Consider the following 19,892-nt stretch of genomic DNA (forward strand, 5'->3'; position numbering starts at 1 on the left):
GCTTAACCGTTGGTGCGCAGCGCGGCGAAGCGGATCGCCTTGCGGGCGTAGACCCGGTCCCAATTGGCGGGATTGGCCAATTCGGCGTTGCTGGGCGCGGTTTTGGCCATCGCCGCGCCGATCCAGCGGATACCGCGCGGATGGAGCAGGAAATGGCGGCGGGTATGCAAGATCTCCATGCCCTCGCCATCGCCGGCCCCGGGAACGCGCTCGGTCTCCACCGGCAGCTTGGGCGTTCCCTCGCCATAGGCCACGGCGCCATCGGCGAACAGATACGAGGTATAGACCACCCGGTTGGCCCCCCGGCTGACCGGCAGGCCGTCATCGACGATCACCCGGTAGCCGAGATAGGTGTGGTAGCGCAGATCGCCGGTTTGCGGATCGTGAACGGGCAACAGCGCGCCCAGCCGCTGCAAACGGGTGTGAACCACCGAATGCAGGGCGATGGCGCTCAGGCGGCTTTTCATGTCGCCCAGGGTCTGGGCGGCGACCAGCACCGCCTCGTCGCTGATCAACTCGGCGGCGGTCGCCGGGGCGGCGGCATCGCTCGACACGTCATGGACCATGTCGCCGTTATCATGGGCCAGATTGTCGGCGACCACCCCGGCCAAACTGGCGACCAGCACCTTCTGGCGATCGCGCACCCAAAACGGCGCCACCAGATCGGCCACGGCGCGCACCGGATCGCTTGCCAGCAGGGCGGCGGTCAGATCCATGCTCGACCACGATTTGTTGCGCACATGCTTGACCGCGCCGTCGCGCCCGGCGATCAGCTTGGCCGGGGCGGCGAAGCTTTCGGGATCGTCCGACCCCACATTGGACTCGCCATCGAGATCATTGAAGAACGGCAAATTGAAGCTGGCCCCGGGACCGCCGGCCAGGGCGTCGAACTGCGGATCGCGCACCACCACCCCGGACTGGATCAGGGCGTCAAGCTCCAGGGCGCGGGCGATGACATAGGGCTGAAAGACCTCGGCGACGATGACATCGGACAAACGGGTGCTGGTCGTCGGCATGGGTGCTCTCCTTAGCGAGGGGACGGGGCTTGAAAAAGCCGATCAGCGGGCGCGCTCGCGCAGGCGGGCGGCCAGGTCGGGCTGGCTGCGCAACAGCCGGCCCTGTTCGGTCAGATCCAGGGTGTCGCGGGCGAAGGGATTGGGCGGATCGGCCGGGACGCGGGCCGGCGGCGCCCCCGCCCCCGCCGCCACCTCCCACCATGCCGCCGCTCCGGTCCGCCGCAATCCGGCCAGCCAGCCGTCCAGCCCGCCCGGCGCCTCGACGCCCGGCAGGGCGACGACCTCCAGGCCGTCCGATAGGGTGAAGACCTCGCGGGCGGCGCGGCAGACATCGGTGCGGCTCAGATCGCGCACCCCGGCGCGGGCGCAGGCCTCCAGCACGGCGGCGCGCAACCGCGCCTCCGAGGCTTGGGCAAGGCGGGCCTGACTGGCGGCCAGCCGGGCGTTCAGGGCCGCCACCTCGGCCTCGCGCTCGGCCAGGGCGGCGCGCAGGTCGGGCGTTTCATCGGGCGGCGGCGGGGTATCGACGGCGGGACCATCGGTCATCGCTTCACTCTCCGGGGTGGTGGATCGGGAAAGGTCACGGCGCAAGGGCGTCGGCCTGGGCATCGAAGGCCAGCGACAGCACGCCCCGGCGCTGCAATTCGGCCAGATAGGCGCCACGGCTGAGATCGCCGGCGGCGCGCGCCTTGAACAGGGCGTCAAGGTCGCCGCCGTCGCGGACCTCGGCGAAATCGGTGGACACGTCCACCCGCCCGCCGCCCTCGGCCAGCGGCGCCTCGCCGCTCCAGGCGGCCATCAGGGCCAGGGCCTGTTCCAGGGCGTCTTTCAGGGCCAAGGCCCAGGCCTTGACCACCGAATGGGCCTGACTGGCGGCGATGGCGGCGGCGGTGGCGGTCTGGCTGCCCGAGCGCTCGACCAGCGGATCAAGGGCCAGGCGCTCCATCTGGGCTTCCAGCCGCGCCAGATCGCGCTCGCCGGCCTGGATGGCGGTGCCGGCGGGCTCCACGTAATACCAGCGCGCCGCCGCGTCGGGGCTGTGCAGAAAGGTCTTGGGACCAACCGCCAGCCCGCCCTCCTTGCCGCCCTCGGGCGCCGGTCCCGACAGGGCGAGCATGGCGAAGCGCCCCAGGGTCAGGATGTTTCGCTGATCGCTGGCCGATTGCCAGTGGGCGACATTGAGATGGGCCAGCCCTTCCAGCGGCGGCCGGGCGAACAGCGCGCCTTCGGCCGGCCCCAGGCGCAGCGGCACCAGCGGCAGCTCGCCCAGGCCGGTTTCCCCCTTGTCGGTCCGCACCCAGCCGGTGCCGCCGCGCCGCCAGCTTTCAAAAGACCCCGGTTCGAGCACTTGCACGTGATCGACGCCGCGCTCGGTAAAGCCCTGGCGTTCGCGGGCGGTGAAGCGCAGCCGGGCATGGTCCAGGCGCCAGCGGCCCGCGCGGCGGGCGGCATGGGCGGCGATCACCTCCTCGGCCGACAGCACGATCAGATAGGGCCGGCGCAGGGCCTCGGGTTGGTCGCGGCCGGGCATTTCCACCTGCAGCCAGCCGATGCCCGTCGTCACCGCCTCGGTAAACCAGCGCTCGGCCACCCGGTGCAGGGCGTTGCCCATCAGATCGGCGTCCTCAAGCCAACCGCGCAGGCGGGGCGGCACATCCTCGCCCAGCAGCAGCGGCCGGGCGAAAACCCGGCCGACGATGTCGCGCACGGCGCCGGCGAAGGCCGGCAGCAGCACGGCGCGGGCCAGACGGGTGCGATAGGCGTCCCGGTCCTCGGCCTCGTAACGCGGCAAGAACCCCTCGCCCGCCGCCCGCATCGCCGGGGTGCCGCCCATCAGGGCCCGCACCATCGCCCAATGGGGGGCGCAGGCCAGATAATCGGCGGTGGGGCGGGCCGGATCGGCCGGCGCGGTCACAAGGTCGGGCACGGGATCGGGCATCGGATCTACCACCTCAGCTTGGCCACCCGCCCAGCGGCGGCGGCTTCGTGAAAGGTCAGGGCCAGGGCGTCGGCCAGATCGGGACTGCGCAAGCCCCGGCGCTTCATCGCATCCTTGCTTTCCACCACCACCCGCCCCGAGCCATCGAAGGCGTAGCGCGGGGTGGCCAGTTCGCCGGCGAGATCCTGGGCCAGATCGGCGTCCACGCCGGGGACGAGACAACTGCCCATCCCGGAGAGAAGGCCGGCGGCTGACCCGGAAGCGGGACCGCCGCCGGGCCCGGCGAAGACCGGGGCCTCGTCGCGCAGCCAGCCGCGCACCATCAGCCACAGGTGATCGCGCAGCAGCCGGCCGCGCTCCTCGCCCGCCGCCCGCTCCGGGGCGCTGGCGGCGACATTGACCGCCACCACCGGCGCGCCGTCCTCGCGCAACCGATCGACAACCCCGGCGCCGACGCCGATCTCATCGACATAGATGCGCCCGGCCCGCCAGATCTCGGCCAGCCGCCGCGCCCGCCCGGCAACCGCCATGGTGTCGCGCCCCGCCGTCACCTCGATCGCGCCGACAACCGGCCCGATCCGCAGCAGAAACACCGTGCGGTCATCGCCAAAGCGCGCCACATCCACCCCCAGCCGGCGCTCGTCCTCGGTGGCCATGCGGGCGGGCAAGGGGCGGGCCAGTGCCGCCTCGGCGGTTTCCAGGGCGATCAGCACGTCGTCATCCTGGCGGGGAAAGGCGCCATCGGCGCGCACCCGCACCACGTTCGACTCGGCGCCGTATTTGCGCACCAAACCGGCGCGGTAGCCGGGATCGACCAGCGGACTGTCGGCGCAGCGCAAGCGCAAGGCGGTGAACGAGGCGCGGTCGCGCTTGTGCGAGCGGGCGAAGAAGCCGGTGTTGCGGGTTGGATTGCCGACCATCAGCAAGCGGGCGCCCGGGCTCGACAAGGCGCCCTCGGCGACCTCGAACACGGCGTCAGGCACGCCCGAGGCCTCCTCGATAACGAACATCAAGGCCGCCCCGCCGCTTTTGGCCGAAAGTCGCGGCCCGGCGCCGGCCTCCAGATCGATATCCGAGGCGTGGAAGCCCTGCAGGGCGTCGGGCTGATCGCGCCGGGCGGTGCGGGCGACGACGAACCATTCGCGGGGCGTGCCGCGATCGGCGATCGCCCGGCCCGACACCGCGAACAAGGCCTCCAGCCGCAGGGCCGCCGGCAGGCCGGTGCCTTGCGCCCGCGCATCGGCGCGCCGGCGCAGCCTGGCCAGTTCGGACCACAGGATTTGTTCAAGCTGGCTGGCGGTTGGCGCCGTGCAGGGAGTTTTCGAATAATCGAAGCACTCCAAATGCCACCAGATCGCCGCCGCCGTTGCCGTGGTCTTGCCCACCCCATGGCCAGCGCGCACCGTGACCTTGGCCCCGGCGGGGGCGATGGCGCTCAGCAGGCCGGCTTGCTGGGCCGTGGGCACCATCCCCAGGCGCTGGCGGGCATAAAGCACCGGATCGGCCCGCCACAGGCCCCGCAACCGGCCGTAAGCGGCCAGATCGACGGGCGCTAGGCGGCTATCCTCACGAAGCGTCGCCATCGCACTCCCCCAGGTTCTCCACCGCCCCCTCCCGGGTTTCTTGCGCCCCTTCCCGGGCTTCTTGGTTCACCGCCCCTTCCTGGGCGAGACGGGTCGCCTCGGCGAGCAGGGCCGACAGGCCGCCCCCCGCAAAGCCGCCCCCCAAGCCCGGGGAGCGGGCGCCCTCGGCCGGGCGCTTCCACAACCCCAGACGCAAACCAAGCAAGGTAAGGGCGCGCAGTTTGTCGGCCAGCTTCACCCGCGTGCGCTTGACCGGCCGCGCCTCCTCGCCCTTGCCCGCCACATATTCATCAACCGTCAGCTCGGCGATCGCCGCCGCCTGCCGCTCGTCAAGGGCCGAAAGATCGACCACCGCCCCGCCGTCGGCGGTGACCCGCATCAGATCCATCGGCCGCGAAAAGGCCAGCGAGGCCAGTTCCGACAGCACCCGTTCCTCGGTGATGGCATAGCGTTCGATCACCGCCCCGGTGCGCGCCCGCGCCCGCCGCTCGGCCCGGGCCAAGGCCGCCCGCACCGGGTCGCGGGCCAGCCACGCCGCCGCTTTTCGCGAGGCGACGCGCGGCGCGGCCCCGGCCTCGACCGCCTCGCGCCACGCCTTGGCGCCCTTGCGGCCATTGGCCAGATAACACGCGACGAAGCGCCGCTCGGCGGGCGACAGGGCGGGCAAGCGCGGATCGACATCATTGGGGGACTGGGCCATAGCGCCCTTCGCAAGGGAGGATGCCCGGACGTTCATCGTCCGAAGCGCGCGACGAAGATTTAATGATGAAAAGACATTATCTCAGGGTATCCCCGCAGTCAAGGAAATCAATGACCTTACGTCATCCCTTACGTCATCGAAGAAAAAATCTCTCCGCCCCCGGCCCGCCCGCCCCCGCGCCCCTTGCCAGCCGCGACGCGCCGGTGTAGGGGCTGGGGCCTTTCCCGGCCTCCGTCCAAAGAAGACCGCCGATGATCCTCACGCCGATCCCGCTCGCCGAGCTTCCCGGGCTGAGCGACGCCTTCGCCCAAGCCCTGGCCGATCATCCCCTGGCCTTGGCGGTTTTCGCCCGGATCGCCGCCACCACGGCGTTCGTGCGCGGCGACACCATCGCTCTTTCAACCGATAGCGACCACCACGCCGCCGCCCTCGCCCTGGTCCGCAGCTTCGGCATGGGGGTGATCGACGGGCCGCCGGCCAAGGGCTTCACCTGGGATGGTCAGGCGGTGGCCGCCGATATGGAACCCAGCGTGCTGATCCACGAGATCGGCCACTTCCAGGCCTGCGCCCCGGAGCGCCGCCACGTCATCGACTTCGGCCTGGGCGCCGGACCAGAAACCGGCTTGCGCGGCGAGGCCGAAGCGGTCGCCAGCCTGGGCGGCGTCGCCGGCGATCTGGAAGAGGCCTTCGCCTCGCTTTTGGGAATTTTATGGGAGGCCGAGGTCGGCCAACCGGCGATCCTCGCCTTTCTGGAACAGAACTGGCTGGCCGGCGGCGCAACGGCCGCCAACCGCGCCCATTTCCTCAAGATCGTCGAAGCCCTCGCCGCCCATGGCTTCCTAAGCCCCGAAGGCCGCCCGACCCGGGCGCTCCGCGAGGTCGACGATCAAACCTTCCTCGGGCCGCTCCTGGTCGCCCCGCCTCAGGGCGCGCCCAAGGCCTGCTGACTGATCACCACCTGATTGCGCCCGGCCCGTTTGGCCGCATACAGGGCCTGATCGGCCTCGTTCATCAGGGCGCTAAAGGAGATGGATCGACCATTCGACCGGGTAAGGCCGATCGAGATGGTCACGCCGATCGGCTCGCCCTCTGGCTGAACGATCTCGTCCCGGGCCACCACGGCGCAAAGCCGCCGCGCGATCTCCAGGGCCTCGGGCCCGCCCGTCTCGACGATCACGGCGGCGAATTCCTCGCCCCCGGTGCGGCCAAAGATATCGATCAGGCGCAAGGTCTCCTTGATCCGCCGCGCGACGTTTTGCAAAACCACATCGCCGACAAGATGACCCCGGGTGTCGTTGACCGCCTTGAAATGATCGACGTCGATCATCAGCAAGGTGAACGGTCGCTGATAGCGCAGCGAGCGGGCCAGTTCCCTCTCGGCCAGATCGACAAAAGAGCGCCGATTCAAAAGCCCGGTCAGGAAATCGGTTCGCGCCTCCCACTCGGCCTGCCTCTTGCGCTCCTGCTCGACCTCATAGGCTTGCCGGATCATGTGCAATTGCCGTTCGGTTTCCCGGCGGCCGTACTGGCTCCGACCATGCACCAGCCACGCGAAGAAGACGCCGACGACAAAACCGTCGACGATCAACGACTGAACCCCGATCAGGCTCATCGCCCGCACATCGTCAACCAACCGCGCGCCGGCCCAGAACGCCCCATTGGCCACCGCCATCGACAGGAAAAACAGCCTCAGCATGTTTCTCGTCGGGAACAGATCTTTCTTAAGGGAAAAAGCGACGATGACGTAATAGAAAACGGCCAGCTTCATCAACAAAGCGGCACTGATGATCGCCAAATCAGAATATCCCGCCACCATGGCGATCATCTGAAAAGGAAAGGCCAAAATAAAAACCAAAAATCCCTTCATAAGAAGCGGATGAGGCTTATAGGGTCTGAAAATTTCACGACAAAACAAAACAGATGTTAGCACGGCAGATATATATATTATGGCGTTAATCAGGTCGATCAACTCTGGAAAAAACCGCGTCGATAAGGAAGCGAAATACCCCGTCAAAGCGATACCATACAATGTATAAACTATCTGATAAATACAAAATAAAATTAAAATTTTCTGCTTATCTATAAAATATTGATGAACGCCCCAAATCAATAATAAGACCATGGATGTTACAAAGAAAACTTCGATAATGTCCCGCCAATAATCTTGCTCATTGGCATCCTCCACTGAGAGAGCCTGCACCTCGAAAGTCATTGGGCTTCTGGTTTTTATACGGAAATAAAAATCCTCTTGCGGCGGAGAGACGCCAACGACAAAGCTGAGGGAGACGGCCTTGCGCTCCCGCTCGGCGAAAGGATGTAGGTTTCCCGTCACCCGGACTTCCCATCCCTGGGCGGCCTTGGGATCACGCCGAAAAAGGCGCACATCGTTGAGAAAACTCGGACTGATCAGCAAGACCGTCCGAGCGCCCGCTTCAGGCGCCCGCACCCTTAGGCGAACCCAATAGACCGACGCGCTGAAGCCCTTCGACAAGACCGCGTCAAAGGGAACGGCCGCGCGCGACACGACATCGTCGATGCTCAGGACACCGCCGGGATCCTCGATATAAGCGCGCGAGACGACCAGATCCTCGCCCCGCCCCTGCGCGGTGGCCGGGGTGGCGAGACACACCATCGCCAGCAGACCCCAAAGGCCCGCCAGGACAGCCAGGGGCAAGCGGCTCAGGATCGAACGCCGGGACGGGCGGCGACCACGCCGCGATCCTTTTCAAGCCAGAAAAATCGTCCCATTGATTCCGCCTCGCAGCCCGGACCCGTGTTGATCCGACATCCCTCCTCGGAGACATCCCTCCCCGCACACGCTCCACGATACCCCAGATCTTAGATCCATTCCATTCCCGATCGCCGGGACAGGACAAACACCCCATCAAGGCCTAGCCGAGCGCGCCCCAGGCGTCCCGATGAACCACGACCCGGTTGCGTCCCGCCCGTTTGGCGCCATACATGGCTTGGTCGGCCTCCCTTGAGAGGATCTCGAAGGCCATGTCGCGCCCGCGCAACAGACTGACGCCGATCGACAGGGTGACGCCGATCGCCTCCCCCCCGGGGCCAACAATCTTGCCTTGGGCCACCACGGCGCAAAGCCGTTGGGCGACCTCCAGGGCCTCCGATCCGCTGGCCTCGACGATCACGGCGGTGAATTCCTCGCCGCCGGTGCGGCCGAAAATATCGGCGCCGCGCAGGGTCTGGCCGATCAGCCCGGCGACGTTTTGCAACACCTCATCGCCGACGCCGTGCCCCCAGGTGTCATTGACCGCTTTGAAATAGTCGATATCGATCATCAAAACAGCCAAAGGCCGCCCAAAGCGGATTGATCGCGCCAATTCCCCCTCGGCCAACTCGAAAAAGGAGCGGCGGTTTAACACGCCCGTCAGATAATCGACCCTGGCTTCCCGCTCGGCCCGGGCCTTCAGATCGCGTTCCGCAAGATAGCTTTCCTTGACAAGCCGGATCTTGCGCTGGGCGTCCTCGCGGACTTGCCGGCCCCGCCCATGGGCCAGCCAGGCGAACAGAATCCCCATGACGAACCCGTCGATCACCAAGGCCTGAACCGCGCTCAACCCCAACCATTTCAACTCGCCGCCAACCCGTGGCGTCATCCAGAAGATCAGATTGATCAGGGCGATCCCGATGAAGAAAATCCTCAAGGTCCTCCGCGTCGGATCGAGATCGACCTTCAAAGAAAAGGCGACAAACACGAAATAGAACAGCGCTCCCTTGATCAGAAGCGCATTGCTGATCACGGCCAGGGCATCATAGCCGGCGATCAGCGCTATGATTTGCAGCGGAAAGGCCCAGCGGGCCAAATCAAGCCCCTTTGCCAGCACAGGGTGGGGTTGATAAGGCTTAAAAAGCTCTCGGCAGAATAAAATCAATGTAAAAGATATTGACATATATAGAAAATAGAAAGCACGATCAACTATTCCAGGGAAAATCATAACCCAAAACGGAGAAAAATAGCCGACCGCCGATATTCCAAACAGCGTAAACGCCAATTGATGAATGCAAAAAAGAGCAAAAATTCTATATCTATCAAAACTATATTCGTTGACCCCCCAAAATATCATAAGAATCATCGATGTGACGAAAAACACCATCACCATGTCGCGCCGCGAATCCGTATCCGCCGCAACGTCGGGAGAAACCGCCTGAACATCGATTTGCATTTGGGTATTCGTTTTTATCCGCAGATAGAATTCCTCTTGCGGATGCGTCACATCGACGACGAAGCCCAATGCGACGCTCTTGCGATCACGCTCGGAAAAGGGATAGCGGTTTCCGCTCACCCGCGTCGCCCATCCATCGGGAGACGCGCGATCCCGGTAGAACAAGCGGACCTCGTTGAGAAAACTTGGGCGGATGAACAGCACCGTCTTCTCGGGCGCGGCGGAGGCGCGGACAAGCAGGCGCACCCAATAAACCGATTGGGTATAGCCTTTCGAGAAGTTCGGCCCGAAGGGGGTGAAGTCGCCCCGGGCGACCTCGTCGATCGTCAGAACACCGGCCGGGTCTTCGAGGAAAGCCCGGGCGAGGATGTGATCTGCCCCCCTCTCCTCGGCGAAAGCGGGCGTGGCGCAGGCCACCACGAGGACCAAAAGCAGTAGGCGCGTCAAGGCGAGCATCGCGACCCGGCTTAGAAGGGACGGTGGGATAAGGGTGCGCGCCGGCCTGTGGCCGCGCCAAACCGGGACGATCGGTCCATGGGATCCGCCTCGCAAAGACAAAAACGGGGGAGTACACCAAGATCACGGGCTTACACGGCGCCTAGTAAGACCAGACCCCGTCAAACGCGCCAGAGGGGTGCCATCCCCAGCGCTTAACCGGAAATACCGTTCCGGTCGTGGGGAGACTACCCCTTTCTTTCAAAGCGCGTAAGCCGCCATCAGCGGAACGTTCGCTTAGACGTCAAGGCCGCGGCGACGGAAGATCTGCATGGGAAAAGCCACGCCGACACCGATGGCGGCGAAGGTGAAGATCACCCGCAGCACATACTGCATCGTCTGGGCCATCGCCTCGGCATCGGTCTGATGATCGGTCAAGGCGAACAGGCCAAGGATCGCCTTGGCGGCGATGCTGCCCGGAATCATCGGAATGCAACCGGCCGCCGCCAGGGCGCTGCGCGCCAGACCGCTGCGCACATGGGCGAGTTGAACGCCAAGGCCGACGGCCACCGCCGCCAGGAACGATCCGGCCTCCAGGCTGAGCCCCTGCTCCATGGCCAAGGTGCGCACGCATAAGGCCAAGCCGCCGGCCAACGCGCACCAGGGCAGCGCCTTGAGCCGGATATTGAACAAAACGCCGAAACCGGCCGCCGCCAACCCGCCGAACACGGTTTGATGGGCCAGATAAAGCACATCGATCATGACCAGACCACTCCGATACCCAGCAGGGCGGCCGCGCCCCAGATGCCCATGGCGATGAAGACCAGGGCGGTGATGACGATCACTAGACGGGCCGCTCCCAGGGTCGGACGGCCTTCAAGGATGTCGCTCTGGGCGTTGAGCGCCGGAACCCCCGGCACCAGCAGCAGGGTCGAGGCCATCAGCGCCGTATCAACGGTGCCGCTGCCGATCAACCGCGCCCCCAGACCGCCCAGCAGGGCGGCAAGGAAGGCGACGCAGGAGATAAGGATGAACAGGTTGACTCCCCGGTGATGGAGGGCACCGCGCAGCAATTGACCCACGGCCGCCGCCACCAGGATCGGGCCGCAGGCCAGCCAGTCGGCGCCAAGCAGGCGACCGAAGGCGGCGCAAGCCACGCCGACGGCCAGGGAAACCAGCCAGCGCGGATGGCGGCCAATCGCCCCGACCAGGCCGTCGACCTCGCGCCGCACCGACTCCGGGGTGCCGCCCTCGATGGTCACCCGCTTGACCAGCAGGCGCAGCGCGTGCTCCAGGCGATGGTTGACGCCATGGGGGCCGACCGTGACCATGCGGGTAATCGAATTCACCCCATGACGAACGGTCATTTCCAGCGAGGCATAGCCGGCGCGGGTTTCCGTATCCTCCGCCCCCAGCGCCCGGGCCAGGGCGGTGACATTGACATCGACGATCGCCGTGCGCGCGCCGCATTCCATCAACAGCCCGCCGACGCGAAGCGCGATCAGACCGATGCTTTCAAGGCTGCGGTGGGCAAGAACGGTGGGGTCCCGCGGGGACCCGGCGGCAGGGGGATGGGGGGACGCCATGGGGAAGGAGCTTGCCATCAAAAAAAAGGGGGGGGAACCCGGCCCGCGGGTCGCGGCCAAGCTAGATCATACCGCACCAAATGAGAATTGTTTAACACGGCCCGAGCGGGAACGGGAAAACACCGGGTTACCGGATTGACAGGCGTCAATTTCATATTGATAATTAATCTCATTCATAACAATCCGGGGACCCGTGGTGCTGGCGCCTTTTCTTATCATGTTGCGCGAGGGCATCGAAGCGGCCCTGCTGACGAGCATCATCGCCGGCTATCTCAAGCAGACCGGACGGGGGGCGTGGTTACCGGCGGTCTGGGTCGGCGTCTTGCTCGCCGTCGCCCTGTCGCTGTTCGCCGGAACCCTCTTGCAGATGATGGCGGCCGAATTTCCCCAGAAGGCCCAGGAGCTGTTCGAAGCGATCGTCGGCCTTGTCGCCGTGACCGTTCTGGTCTCGATGGTCTTCTGGATGCGCAAGGCCGCGCGCTCGATCCAGACCGACCTGCGGGGCGCGATCGACGCCGCCTTGAAGGAGCCGGCGGGCGAACCCGGGACAACCGCGCCGGTAAGCGCCGCGTGGCCGTTGATCGGCATGACCTTTTTCGCCGTCGGTCGCGAAGGCCTGGAATCGGTGTTTTTCCTGTTGGCGATTTTTCAGCAGAGCCCCGGCCCGCTGGCACCGATCGGGGCGCTGCTTGGGCTGGTGGTCGCCGTGGGGCTTGGCGTGGCCCTTTATCGGGGCGGCATTCGCCTTGATCTGCGCCGCTTCTTCCGCTGGACGGGCGTGTTCATCCTGATCGTCGCCGCCGGCCTCGCCTCGGCCAGCCTGCGCAGCCTGCACGAAGCCGGTTTATGGAACCACCTCCAGGCGCGGGCTTACGATCTATCCGACACGCTACCGGTCTCGAGCGTGCTTGGCACCGTGCTTTCGGGCGTCTTCAATTACCAGGACGCCCCGGCGATCGGCGAAGCGATCGTCTATGGCCTCTTTCTCCTGACCACGCTGATCGTGTTCCTCAAGCCCCCTCGGCCGGCGCCCCTGCGCCGCGCCGCGCCCGACTCGTTGAAAGGATGACGATGTCCTCGCCCCAACAGCACGGCGACGGCGGGCCGCCGCCCCGGCTGATGATCTATGCCGTCATCGCCGCCGGAGCGCTCGCCGTGGCCGGTGGCGTCGCCTTCTATTACGCCTCGCAGACCGCCAAGCGGCCGACCGAGGCGGGAGCGATCGCCGTCAGCGTCGGTGACAAGGCCTGCACGCCGATGGATATAACGGTCCCGGCGGGGCGCTCGGTCTTCATGATCACCAACGCGTCGAACCGGCCGATCGAATGGGAGATCCTTGACGGCGTCATGGTGGTCGAGGAACGCGAGAACATCGCCCCCGGCTTCAAGTCGCAGCTCGCCGCCCGCCTCAAACCGGGCGTCTACGACATAACCTGCGGTTTGTTGTCCAACCCGCGCGGCACCCTGACGGTGACCGCCTCGGCCCATTCCGAGGCCGAGAAGGCGAAGCCGCCGCTCAAGGCTTTCATCGGTCCGCTTTCCGAATACAAGGTTTACCTCAGCCTTCAATCGGCCGCCCTGGTCACCCGGACCGAAGCCCTGGCCGCGGCCATCGGCGCGGGCGACCTGGATACGGCCAAAGGCGCCTATGCCGAGGCGCGGCTGGCCTATCGGCATATCGAAACGGTAAGCGGCCGCATCGCCGATCTGGAAAACGCCATCGATCCGCTGGCCGCCTATTTGGCCGGCCAGGAAAACGATCCGGGCTTTATCGGCTTCCACCGCATCGAACAGGGCCTATGGACCGCCCGCTCCACCGAGGGGTTGAAGCCGGTCGCCGACGCCCTCGCCACCGCCGTCCTGGCCCTCAAAGACCGGCTTCGCGGCCTCAAGCTCGAACCGAGCGACCTTGCCGACGGAGCGGTCCGCGAGGCGCGACGGCTGGCCGAAGGGCCCGTGCCCTCTGGCGACAGCCTTTATGCCGGCGATGATCTGGTCGAATTCGCCGCCGCCGTCGACGGCCTGGAAAAGCCGGTTTCCCTGTTGATGCCCCTGGTCGGGGAAGCCTCGCCCGAGACGGCCGAAGCGATCACCCGGGCCTTCGCCGACACCCGGGCGGCGATCGCCCGCCTCGCCGGTCCCAGCGCGCCCCCCTCTTATCCTTCCGTCGCGGCCGGGGAGCGCAAGGCGTTGGCCGCCTCCTTCACCGCCCTTGCCGAAGCGATCGCCAAGGTCAATCCGACCCTTGGCCTGGAGTAAGACGATGTCTAAGCCTGTCGATCCCGGTCTGTTCCCCGCCCCGGCCCTCCCCCTCGGCCGTCGCCATCTCCTCACCGGTTTTGGCCTCACCGCGCTCGGCGGATCGCTCGCCGGCCTCGCCGCCAGCGCCCGGGCCGACGATCGGCAGACCCAAAGCGCCCCTCACGCCACCGACGCGCCGGTCGACGGCGTCGCCTCGCCCAACGACACCGTGGCCTATCTCGGTGTCCATCAGGCCGGCATCGTCACTCCGCGACCGGCCAATGGCATGGTGGCGAGCTTCGCCGTGCTCGCCGATACCCCCGACGCCCTGGAAACCCTGTTCAAAACGCTGACGGCGCGCATCGCCTTCCTCACCGTCGGCGGCGCGGTGCCCCAACTTGATCCCAAGCTGCCCCCCGCCGACTCGGGATTGCTGGGACCGGTCATCCGGCCCGACGCCCTGACGATCACCCTCTCGGTGGGCGCCTCGCTGTTTGACGAGCGGCCGTGGCTCGCCCCGCATAAACCCAGGCATCTGTCGCGGATGACGCGTTTTCCCAATGACGCGCTCGACGCCGACCTCTGCCACGGCGATCTTTCCATCCAGATCTGCGCCAATACCCAGGACACGACGATCCATGCCCTGCGCGACCTGATCAAGGCGACCTCGCGCCAGTTAGTACTGCGCTGGAAGCAGGAGGGCACCGTGCCGGTGATCGCCCCCCGGCCGGACGACCGGCCCGAAAGCGCGCGCAACTTCCTGGGCTTCCGCGACGGTTCGGCCAATCCCGATTCCTCGGACGCGCCGACGATGGACCGTGTCGTCTGGGTGGGGCGGCAAGACGGCGAGCCGGCCTGGGCCGTGGGCGGCAGTTATCAGGCGGTCCGCCTCATCCGCAATTTCGTCGAACGCTGGGACCGTACGCCCTTTGGCGAACAAGAACGCATCTTCGGCCGGACCAAGATCACCGGCGCGCCGCTCGACAAGCCCGACGGCCACGAGACCGACGGTCCCGATTACGCCGCCGATCGGGATGGCCGAAAGACGCCCCTTGACTCTCACATCCGCCTTGCCAATGCCCGCGATGCCGCGGCCCAGGAAAACCTTATTTTGCGGCGGCCGTTCAACTACTCAAACGGCGTGACCAAGTCCGGACAGCTCGACCAGGGGCTTTTGTTCATCGCCTATCAGGCCAATCTCGATCGTGGATTTATCGCGGTCCAGAACAAGCTCAACAACGAACCGCTTGAAGAATACATCAAGCCGATCGGTGGCGGGTATTTCTACACCCTTCCCGGCATCATTGAGGCTTCCGACTATGTCGGCAGCACGCTTGTCGCCGCCGCGCGCGGCGTTTCGCCGTAAAGAGCGGTCACCGAGCGATCTGCAACGGATCGCCACAACTATTTTCTTCGATATCAAAAGCTTGAGAGCGGCGCGCTGGAAGCAGATCTCCCGCACGCCGCCCTCAAGCCTTCCCCGACAAGGAGACCGATAGAATGCGTTTTCCCAGGCTTTTCGGCGCCACGGCGCTGGCCCTCGTTCTTGCCAACGGCGCTTTCGCCCAGCAGGCCAGCCTCGACCTCGTCGAACCGATCACGGAATACAAGCTGTATGTGTCCGAGCAACTGGCCAAGCTGGTCAAGGACACCACCGCCTTCACCGCCGCCGTCAAGGCTGGCGAGATCGAGAAGGCCAAGGCGCTGTTCGCCCCGACCCGCCTGTCCTACGAGGCGATCGAGCCGATCGCCGAATTATTCTCCGATCTCGACGTCGCCATCGATTCCCGCGCCGATGATTACGAAAATGGCGAGGCCAATCCCGATTTCCCGGGCTTCCACCGCATCGAATACGGCCTTTGGGAAAAGAATTCGACCGAGGGTCTGGCCCCGGTCGCCGACAAGCTGCTCGCCGACGTCAAAGAGCTTGAAAGCCGCATCGCCTCGCTGACCTTCCCGCCCGAAAAGGTGGTGGGTGGCGCCGCCGTGCTGATGGAGGAGGTGGCCGCCACCAAGATCTCGGGCGAGGAGGACCGCTATAGCCACACCGACCTGTGGGACTTCCGGGGCAATTTCGACGGCGCGCGCAAGATCGTCGATCTGGTGCGCCCGCTGATCGTCGAGAAGGAGGCCGCCTTCCTCAAGACCGTCGACGCCAATTTCACCCAGGTCGACACCATCTTGAACAAATACAAGAAAGGCGAGGGCTATGTGACCTATGACAAGCTGACCGAGGCCGACCGCAAGGTTTTGGCCACGGCGGTCAACACCCTGGCCGAAGACCTCTCCACCTTGCGCGGCAAGCTCGGCCTCGATTAACCAATCTCCCCGAGCGATCCGCAGCGGAGCATGACGGCGGTTCGCTTGCCGATCCAGACCCCGGCGGTGGTCGCCCGACCGCCGCCGGGATCAATCCTCGGGTCGCGCCCGCATGCGCAGGCCGACCGAGGGGCGTTCCCGGCGGATTTCCGAGCGGAAGCGCATCAATTTGGCCGGGCGGCCGCCGGTTTCGGCAAAAACCTCGCCGGTTTCCTCGACCAGCCCCTGTTGTTCGACCAGCCGGCGGAAATTTTGCTTGTGCAAGCGCGCCCCCGATAGCGCTTCAGCGGTGCGCTGCAGCTGAAGCAAGGTGAAGTGGGGGGCCATCAGTTCAAACAACACCGGACGGTATTTGATCGTCGTGCGCAGCCGGCCCAGCGCGCTGGCCAGGATGCGCCGGTGATCGCCCGCCATCGGCCGTCCGCCCAGTTCGCTGACCGCCTCGGGAACCGGAACCGGGGCGCCGCGCCAGGCTTCGGGAACCAGCCGCGCCTCGAACAGCGCCTCATAGCGTTCTAGAACCGCCTCCTCGTCCCAGGGACGCCCCTCCAGACCGAACAACAGGCCGACCCGATCCACCCGCGCCCGCCGGGCGGCGGGATCAGCGGCGCGCCGGGCCCAAGCCGCCAGACGATCGGCCAGGATCGAGCGGTCGGTGGGGCGGGCGGCCCGGCGGTCTTCCCAGGGCAGGAAGTCATACCAGCCGCGCCAGCGCGCCCCCGGCCATTCGGCCGGCCCGTCGCCGGCCTCGCGCACCAAGGCCAGATAGGCCAGCGACAACACCCGGCCGCCCCCGCCCTCGCCAGAACCCGAGGACGCGGGGAGAACGCGGTCGCGATCGCCGAAGGCGTAAAGCTGTTCGACATGGCCCAGCGTCCGCCCGGTCTGGCGTTCCACCCAGGCGCGCAGGCCGGCCTGCAAGGTGCGGTGGCTGTCGCGCAGCGGTCCCGATGGAAAGGAGTCGTCGTCCCGACCAGGACGGGCGACGACCAACACCCGGGGATCCTCGCCGGTGACGGCGACGATCGCCGCCGTCAGATCCACGCTCACCCCGCCGCTTTCGCCCCCGTCCCGGCCCCTGCCCCCGTTGTCCACCACACCTCCTCCTTCGCCGATCGCGCCGCGCCACCGTCTTTACACCGGATCAAACGACTTAAAAGTGCCCCTGCCGGGCAGTTTCATCTAATATAGGGCTCCCCGGTAAGACAATACGATCAAAGCCCCCGCCCCCGCGCTTTCCAGGGACCGAAGAATGTCGATCCGCCTGAAAACAGCTCTGCTGTCGGGGATTCTCCTCGCCATTCTGGTCAGTGGACTGGGGGGCGTGTTGTGGACGGTTGTCCGCCCCGGCTTCCAGGACATCGAGCGGGCCAGGGCCGCCGACCACATGACCGCCCTGCTCGCCGCCATCTCGGCTGATATCGACAGCATCGGCACCTTCATCCTCAGCTATTCTTCGTGGGATGAAACCTATGCCTTCGTGCGGACGGGCGATCCCACCTATGTCGCCAATAATCTCGCGGTGGAAGGGGCGAAAAACGCCCAGAGCCATTTCGCCCTGGTCCTCACCCCCAAGGGGCGGACGGTGTTTTCCAGGCTGTGGAACGACGACTTCACCGCGACTCTGCCCCCTCCCGACGCCGCCGGCGGCGGCTTGCCCGCCAACCATCCGCTGATGGCGGCGCTCTCCCACCCCGAAGGCGTCCGCGGCCTTTTGCAAACCCCCCGGGGGCCGTTGGCGGTGGCGGCCCGGCCGATCCTGCCCAGCAACGAACACGGTCCGCCCCGCGGGGTCCTGGTGTTCGGCCGCTGGCTAACCCATGCGCTGAGCGACCACCCGCCGCTCCCCCACCTGTCCCCTCTCCGGCTGTGGCTGGCCCCGGCCCCGGGCGACGCGCCGGAAAACGTGCGGCGGCTGCTGGCCGCCGATGGCCCCGATCTGGAGATCGACGGCATCGGCGAGCCAACGTCCTTGGTCACCGCCGGCATCCGCCTTGTCGATCTGGAGGGGGCGCCCGTCGCCGCTCTCACCACCACGCTGGCCAAAACGGTTGAACCCCAAGGGGAGTCCATCATCCGCCTCGCCCTGGTGATCGCCGCCCTTGGCAGCCTGGGGGTGGTGGCCGTGGGGCTGGTGAGCAATCACCTGATGATCGTCGCCCCTCTGCGCCGCCTGGAAAGCCACATCACCACCCTGTCGCGCACCGGGGATCTCGATACCCGTCTGGTGCTCGACCGCAAGGACGAAATCGGCCTGCTCGCCCGCGCCTTCGCCACCATGCAGGGCCGCATTCGCCATCTCGCCCATTACGACCCCCTGACCGGCTTGCCCAACCGAACCCTGTTCACCATGCTTGGCGAAGGCGCCCTAGCCCGGCGGCGGGCCGATCGCAACGGCGGGGGTCGGCGGGTCGGCGTGGCGATCCTTGATCTCGATCGCCTGAACACCCTGACGATCGGCCTCGGGCAAGGCGGTAGCGAGCGGGCCCTGGTGGCGGTCGGCCGTCGGCTGGCCGCCCTGGCCGGTCCGGCCGATGTGGTGGCGCGCGGCGGGGATGGCCGCTTTCTCGTTCTGCTTGGCGATCTCGCGCCCGCTCAAGCCGGCTCGATCGTCGAACGCGAGGCGGCCGAAAGGCTGGCCTCGGCTTTCGCCAAGCCTTTCACCCCCGACGATCTCGTCGGCGCGCCGCTTTCCCTGACGGCCAGCATCGGTCTCGCCCTTTTTCCCCAAGACGGCGAGACCCTGGAAACCCTGGTCACCCATGCCGAAGTCGCCGTCCATCAGGCCAAGCTCCTCGGGCGTAATAACTTCCAGTTCTTCGATGACACCCTCAATCGCCAAGCGCGCGAAATCCTCGCCCTGGAAAGCGCCCTTTACGAGGCTCTCGCCGACAACACCTTGTCGCTGTGTTTCCAGCCGCGGATCGATGCCGTGCGCGGCCACGCCATCGAGCTGAAGGCCCTGGCCCGCTGGGACCATCCCAGCCGCGATCTGATCGTCCTTGAGGACGTCTTGCCCCTGATCAAACAGGACGGGCTTCTGGCCGAGATCGACCGCTGGATGAGCAACGCCGCCTGCCGCCAGATCCGTCAATGGCGCGATCAGGGCGTCAGCTTTCCGCCAATCGCCATCGCCCTGTCGGCCCGCCCCCTGACCGCCGGCGACCCGGGTTTGGCCCCGATCGCCGAAGCGATCGCCGCCAATGGCGTCGATCCCGGCGATCTCGCCGTCGAGATCGCCCAAAGCGCGATCAAAGGGCAATTTCCCGAAACCAAGGCTCCTGAAACCCAGGCTCCCGAAGACCGGCCCGCCGAGGAACTCCCCTGGCCCGACGGGCTGGCCGGCCTTGGGCTCGGCCTTGTCATCGATGTCGCCGACGCCGGCGTCGTCTCGCCCGCGCTCTTGCGCCGTTTCCCGCTGACCCGGCTGACGATCGGCGCCGCCCTGGTCGCCAAACTGCCCGATTGCCGCGAAAGCCGCGCCCTCGTCCGCGCCCTGATCGCCCTGGCCGATGAACTCGATCTCGAGTGTCTGGCCGAAGGGGTGGAGCGCGGCGATCAGGCCGACTGGCTGCTGGCGGCGGGCTGCCGCCTTCAACAGGGCCTTTTTCACGCCCGCCCCCAGGATCAGACGGTCATCTTGCGCTGGCTTGGCCAGACGCCGCCGCGCGGCCTCTCCTCCCCCGGCCCCCGGGACCGCAAACAGGACGGCGTTTGACGCGGGGGAAGGTTGCGTGTGGGCCCCCTTCTCCGCACCCGGGGAATGCCCTATCAAGAAGCCAAGGCAAAGCGGTTCGCTCCCCCTTCCCCCAGGGATCACCGACGGCCCCTTAGACCCGGGCTCGACCGGCTTTCGCGCCGTCGGGCCCCCATAAGGAAACGTCCCCTT

At 66.5% G+C, this 19,892-nt stretch carries 16 protein-coding genes; 6 read left to right on the forward strand and 10 right to left on the reverse strand.

Features of this window, described 5'->3' with window-relative positions; genetic code table 11:
- Positions 1–2 precede the first annotated feature (2 nt).
- From RRU_RS13365 to RRU_RS13385, 5 genes are read right to left on the reverse strand one after another with little or no spacing between them, the layout of a single operon-like run.
- Positions 3–1,016 carry a hypothetical protein gene (locus RRU_RS13365; RefSeq protein ID WP_011390337.1) on the reverse strand — a complete coding sequence of 338 codons (1,014 nt, stop codon included), beginning with the start codon at positions 1,014–1,016 and terminating at the stop codon, positions 3–5.
- 42 nt (positions 1,017–1,058) lie between these two features.
- Positions 1,059–1,562: a hypothetical protein gene (locus tag RRU_RS13370; RefSeq protein ID WP_011390338.1), complete on the reverse strand. Its 504-nt coding sequence runs from the start codon at positions 1,560–1,562 to the stop codon at positions 1,059–1,061.
- Positions 1,563–1,596: 34 nt separating this feature from the next.
- Positions 1,597–2,955 carry a DUF4055 domain-containing protein gene (locus RRU_RS13375; RefSeq protein ID WP_011390339.1) on the reverse strand — a complete coding sequence of 453 codons (1,359 nt, stop codon included), beginning with the start codon at positions 2,953–2,955 and terminating at the stop codon, positions 1,597–1,599.
- A 5-nt stretch (positions 2,956–2,960) separates the two neighbouring features.
- Positions 2,961–4,538 carry a DEAD/DEAH box helicase family protein gene (locus RRU_RS13380; protein WP_014626412.1) on the reverse strand — a complete coding sequence of 526 codons (1,578 nt, stop codon included), beginning with the start codon at positions 4,536–4,538 and terminating at the stop codon, positions 2,961–2,963.
- Positions 4,522–5,238 (reverse strand): terminase small subunit, encoded by a 717-nt coding sequence (locus RRU_RS13385; protein ID WP_011390341.1) that lies wholly within the window; start codon positions 5,236–5,238, stop codon positions 4,522–4,524. Before RRU_RS13385 ends, RRU_RS13380 begins: the two co-directional genes overlap by 17 nt.
- Before the next feature lie 251 nt (positions 5,239–5,489).
- Between RRU_RS13385 and RRU_RS13390 the strand changes: the two genes are divergently transcribed.
- The gene (locus RRU_RS13390) at positions 5,490–6,185 is read left to right on the forward strand and encodes a hypothetical protein (RefSeq protein ID WP_011390342.1); all 696 of its coding nucleotides are present in this window, start codon (positions 5,490–5,492) and stop codon (positions 6,183–6,185) included.
- Here the strand turns inward: RRU_RS13390 and RRU_RS13395 are convergent.
- From RRU_RS13395 to RRU_RS13410, 4 genes are all read right to left on the reverse strand, one after another.
- Positions 6,161–7,870, reverse strand: coding sequence for a sensor domain-containing diguanylate cyclase (locus tag RRU_RS13395; protein WP_011390343.1), 1,710 nt, complete (start codon positions 7,868–7,870; stop codon positions 6,161–6,163). The two genes, RRU_RS13390 and RRU_RS13395, sit on opposite strands and share 25 nt — an antisense overlap.
- Before the next feature lie 259 nt (positions 7,871–8,129).
- Positions 8,130–9,878: a sensor domain-containing diguanylate cyclase gene (locus RRU_RS13400; protein WP_011390344.1), complete on the reverse strand. Its 1,749-nt coding sequence runs from the start codon at positions 9,876–9,878 to the stop codon at positions 8,130–8,132.
- A gap of 276 nt (positions 9,879–10,154) precedes the next feature.
- Positions 10,155–10,619 carry a threonine/serine exporter family protein gene (locus tag RRU_RS13405; RefSeq protein ID WP_011390345.1) on the reverse strand — a complete coding sequence of 155 codons (465 nt, stop codon included), beginning with the start codon at positions 10,617–10,619 and terminating at the stop codon, positions 10,155–10,157.
- A complete protein-coding gene (locus tag RRU_RS13410) occupies positions 10,616–11,443 on the reverse strand; it encodes a threonine/serine exporter family protein (RefSeq protein ID WP_162470624.1) in 828 nt (275 codons plus the stop codon). The genes RRU_RS13405 and RRU_RS13410 overlap by 4 nt, the downstream gene beginning before the upstream one ends.
- Before the next feature lie 196 nt (positions 11,444–11,639).
- Here RRU_RS13410 and efeU point away from each other — a divergent pair, with 196 nt between their 5' ends.
- The 4 genes from efeU to efeO (RRU_RS13430) all read left to right on the forward strand — a co-directional run bounded on the left by efeU (position 11,640) and on the right by efeO (RRU_RS13430) (position 16,003).
- Entirely contained in the window at positions 11,640–12,512 is an 873-nt protein-coding gene (gene efeU / locus RRU_RS13415; RefSeq protein ID WP_011390347.1) for an iron uptake transporter permease EfeU, read from the forward strand.
- Between the two features lie 2 nt (positions 12,513–12,514).
- A complete protein-coding gene (efeO, locus tag RRU_RS13420) occupies positions 12,515–13,702 on the forward strand; it encodes an iron uptake system protein EfeO (RefSeq protein ID WP_011390348.1) in 1,188 nt (395 codons plus the stop codon).
- 4 nt (positions 13,703–13,706) lie between these two features.
- On the forward strand, positions 13,707–15,050 hold the full coding sequence (efeB, locus tag RRU_RS13425) for an iron uptake transporter deferrochelatase/peroxidase subunit (protein ID WP_011390349.1): 1,344 nt from the start codon (positions 13,707–13,709) through the stop codon (positions 15,048–15,050).
- Positions 15,051–15,184: 134 nt separating this feature from the next.
- Positions 15,185–16,003: an iron uptake system protein EfeO gene (gene efeO / locus RRU_RS13430; protein WP_011390350.1), complete on the forward strand. Its 819-nt coding sequence runs from the start codon at positions 15,185–15,187 to the stop codon at positions 16,001–16,003.
- Between the two features lie 90 nt (positions 16,004–16,093).
- On the opposite strand, the gene RRU_RS13435 is transcribed toward efeO (RRU_RS13430), so the two are convergent.
- Entirely contained in the window at positions 16,094–17,101 is a 1,008-nt protein-coding gene (locus RRU_RS13435) for an NUDIX hydrolase (RefSeq protein ID WP_011390351.1), read from the reverse strand.
- A 154-nt stretch (positions 17,102–17,255) separates the two neighbouring features.
- Here RRU_RS13435 and RRU_RS13440 point away from each other — a divergent pair, with 154 nt between their 5' ends.
- Entirely contained in the window at positions 17,256–19,721 is a 2,466-nt protein-coding gene (locus RRU_RS13440) for a putative bifunctional diguanylate cyclase/phosphodiesterase (RefSeq protein ID WP_011390352.1), read from the forward strand.
- Positions 19,722–19,892: the final 171 nt, after the last annotated feature.

The organism is Rhodospirillum rubrum ATCC 11170 (assembly GCF_000013085.1).
Taxonomy (GTDB): domain Bacteria; phylum Pseudomonadota; class Alphaproteobacteria; order Rhodospirillales; family Rhodospirillaceae; genus Rhodospirillum; species Rhodospirillum rubrum.

Bases quoted from the DNA above. Each gene is read 5' to 3' on its own strand.
- RRU_RS13365 (WP_011390337.1), bottom strand. From the start codon at position 1,016: ATGCCGACGACCAGCACCCGTTTGTCCGATGTCATCGTCGCCGAGGTC.
- RRU_RS13370 (WP_011390338.1), bottom strand. From the start codon at position 1,562: ATGACCGATGGTCCCGCCGTCGATACCCCGCCGCCGCCCGATGAAACG.
- RRU_RS13375 (WP_011390339.1), bottom strand. From the start codon at position 2,955: ATGCCCGATCCCGTGCCCGACCTTGTGACCGCGCCGGCCGATCCGGCC.
- RRU_RS13380 (WP_014626412.1), bottom strand. From the start codon at position 4,538: ATGGCGACGCTTCGTGAGGATAGCCGCCTAGCGCCCGTCGATCTGGCC.
- RRU_RS13385 (WP_011390341.1), bottom strand. From the start codon at position 5,238: ATGGCCCAGTCCCCCAATGATGTCGATCCGCGCTTGCCCGCCCTGTCG.
- RRU_RS13390 (WP_011390342.1), top strand. From the start codon at position 5,490: ATGATCCTCACGCCGATCCCGCTCGCCGAGCTTCCCGGGCTGAGCGAC.
- RRU_RS13395 (WP_011390343.1), bottom strand. From the start codon at position 7,870: ATGGTGTGTCTCGCCACCCCGGCCACCGCGCAGGGGCGGGGCGAGGAT.
- RRU_RS13400 (WP_011390344.1), bottom strand. From the start codon at position 9,878: ATGCTCGCCTTGACGCGCCTACTGCTTTTGGTCCTCGTGGTGGCCTGC.
- RRU_RS13405 (WP_011390345.1), bottom strand. From the start codon at position 10,619: ATGATCGATGTGCTTTATCTGGCCCATCAAACCGTGTTCGGCGGGTTG.
- RRU_RS13410 (WP_162470624.1), bottom strand. From the start codon at position 11,443: ATGGCGTCCCCCCATCCCCCTGCCGCCGGGTCCCCGCGGGACCCCACC.
- efeO (WP_011390348.1), top strand. From the start codon at position 12,515: ATGTCCTCGCCCCAACAGCACGGCGACGGCGGGCCGCCGCCCCGGCTG.
- efeB (WP_011390349.1), top strand. From the start codon at position 13,707: ATGTCTAAGCCTGTCGATCCCGGTCTGTTCCCCGCCCCGGCCCTCCCC.
- efeO (WP_011390350.1), top strand. From the start codon at position 15,185: ATGCGTTTTCCCAGGCTTTTCGGCGCCACGGCGCTGGCCCTCGTTCTT.
- RRU_RS13440 (WP_011390352.1), top strand. From the start codon at position 17,256: ATGTCGATCCGCCTGAAAACAGCTCTGCTGTCGGGGATTCTCCTCGCC.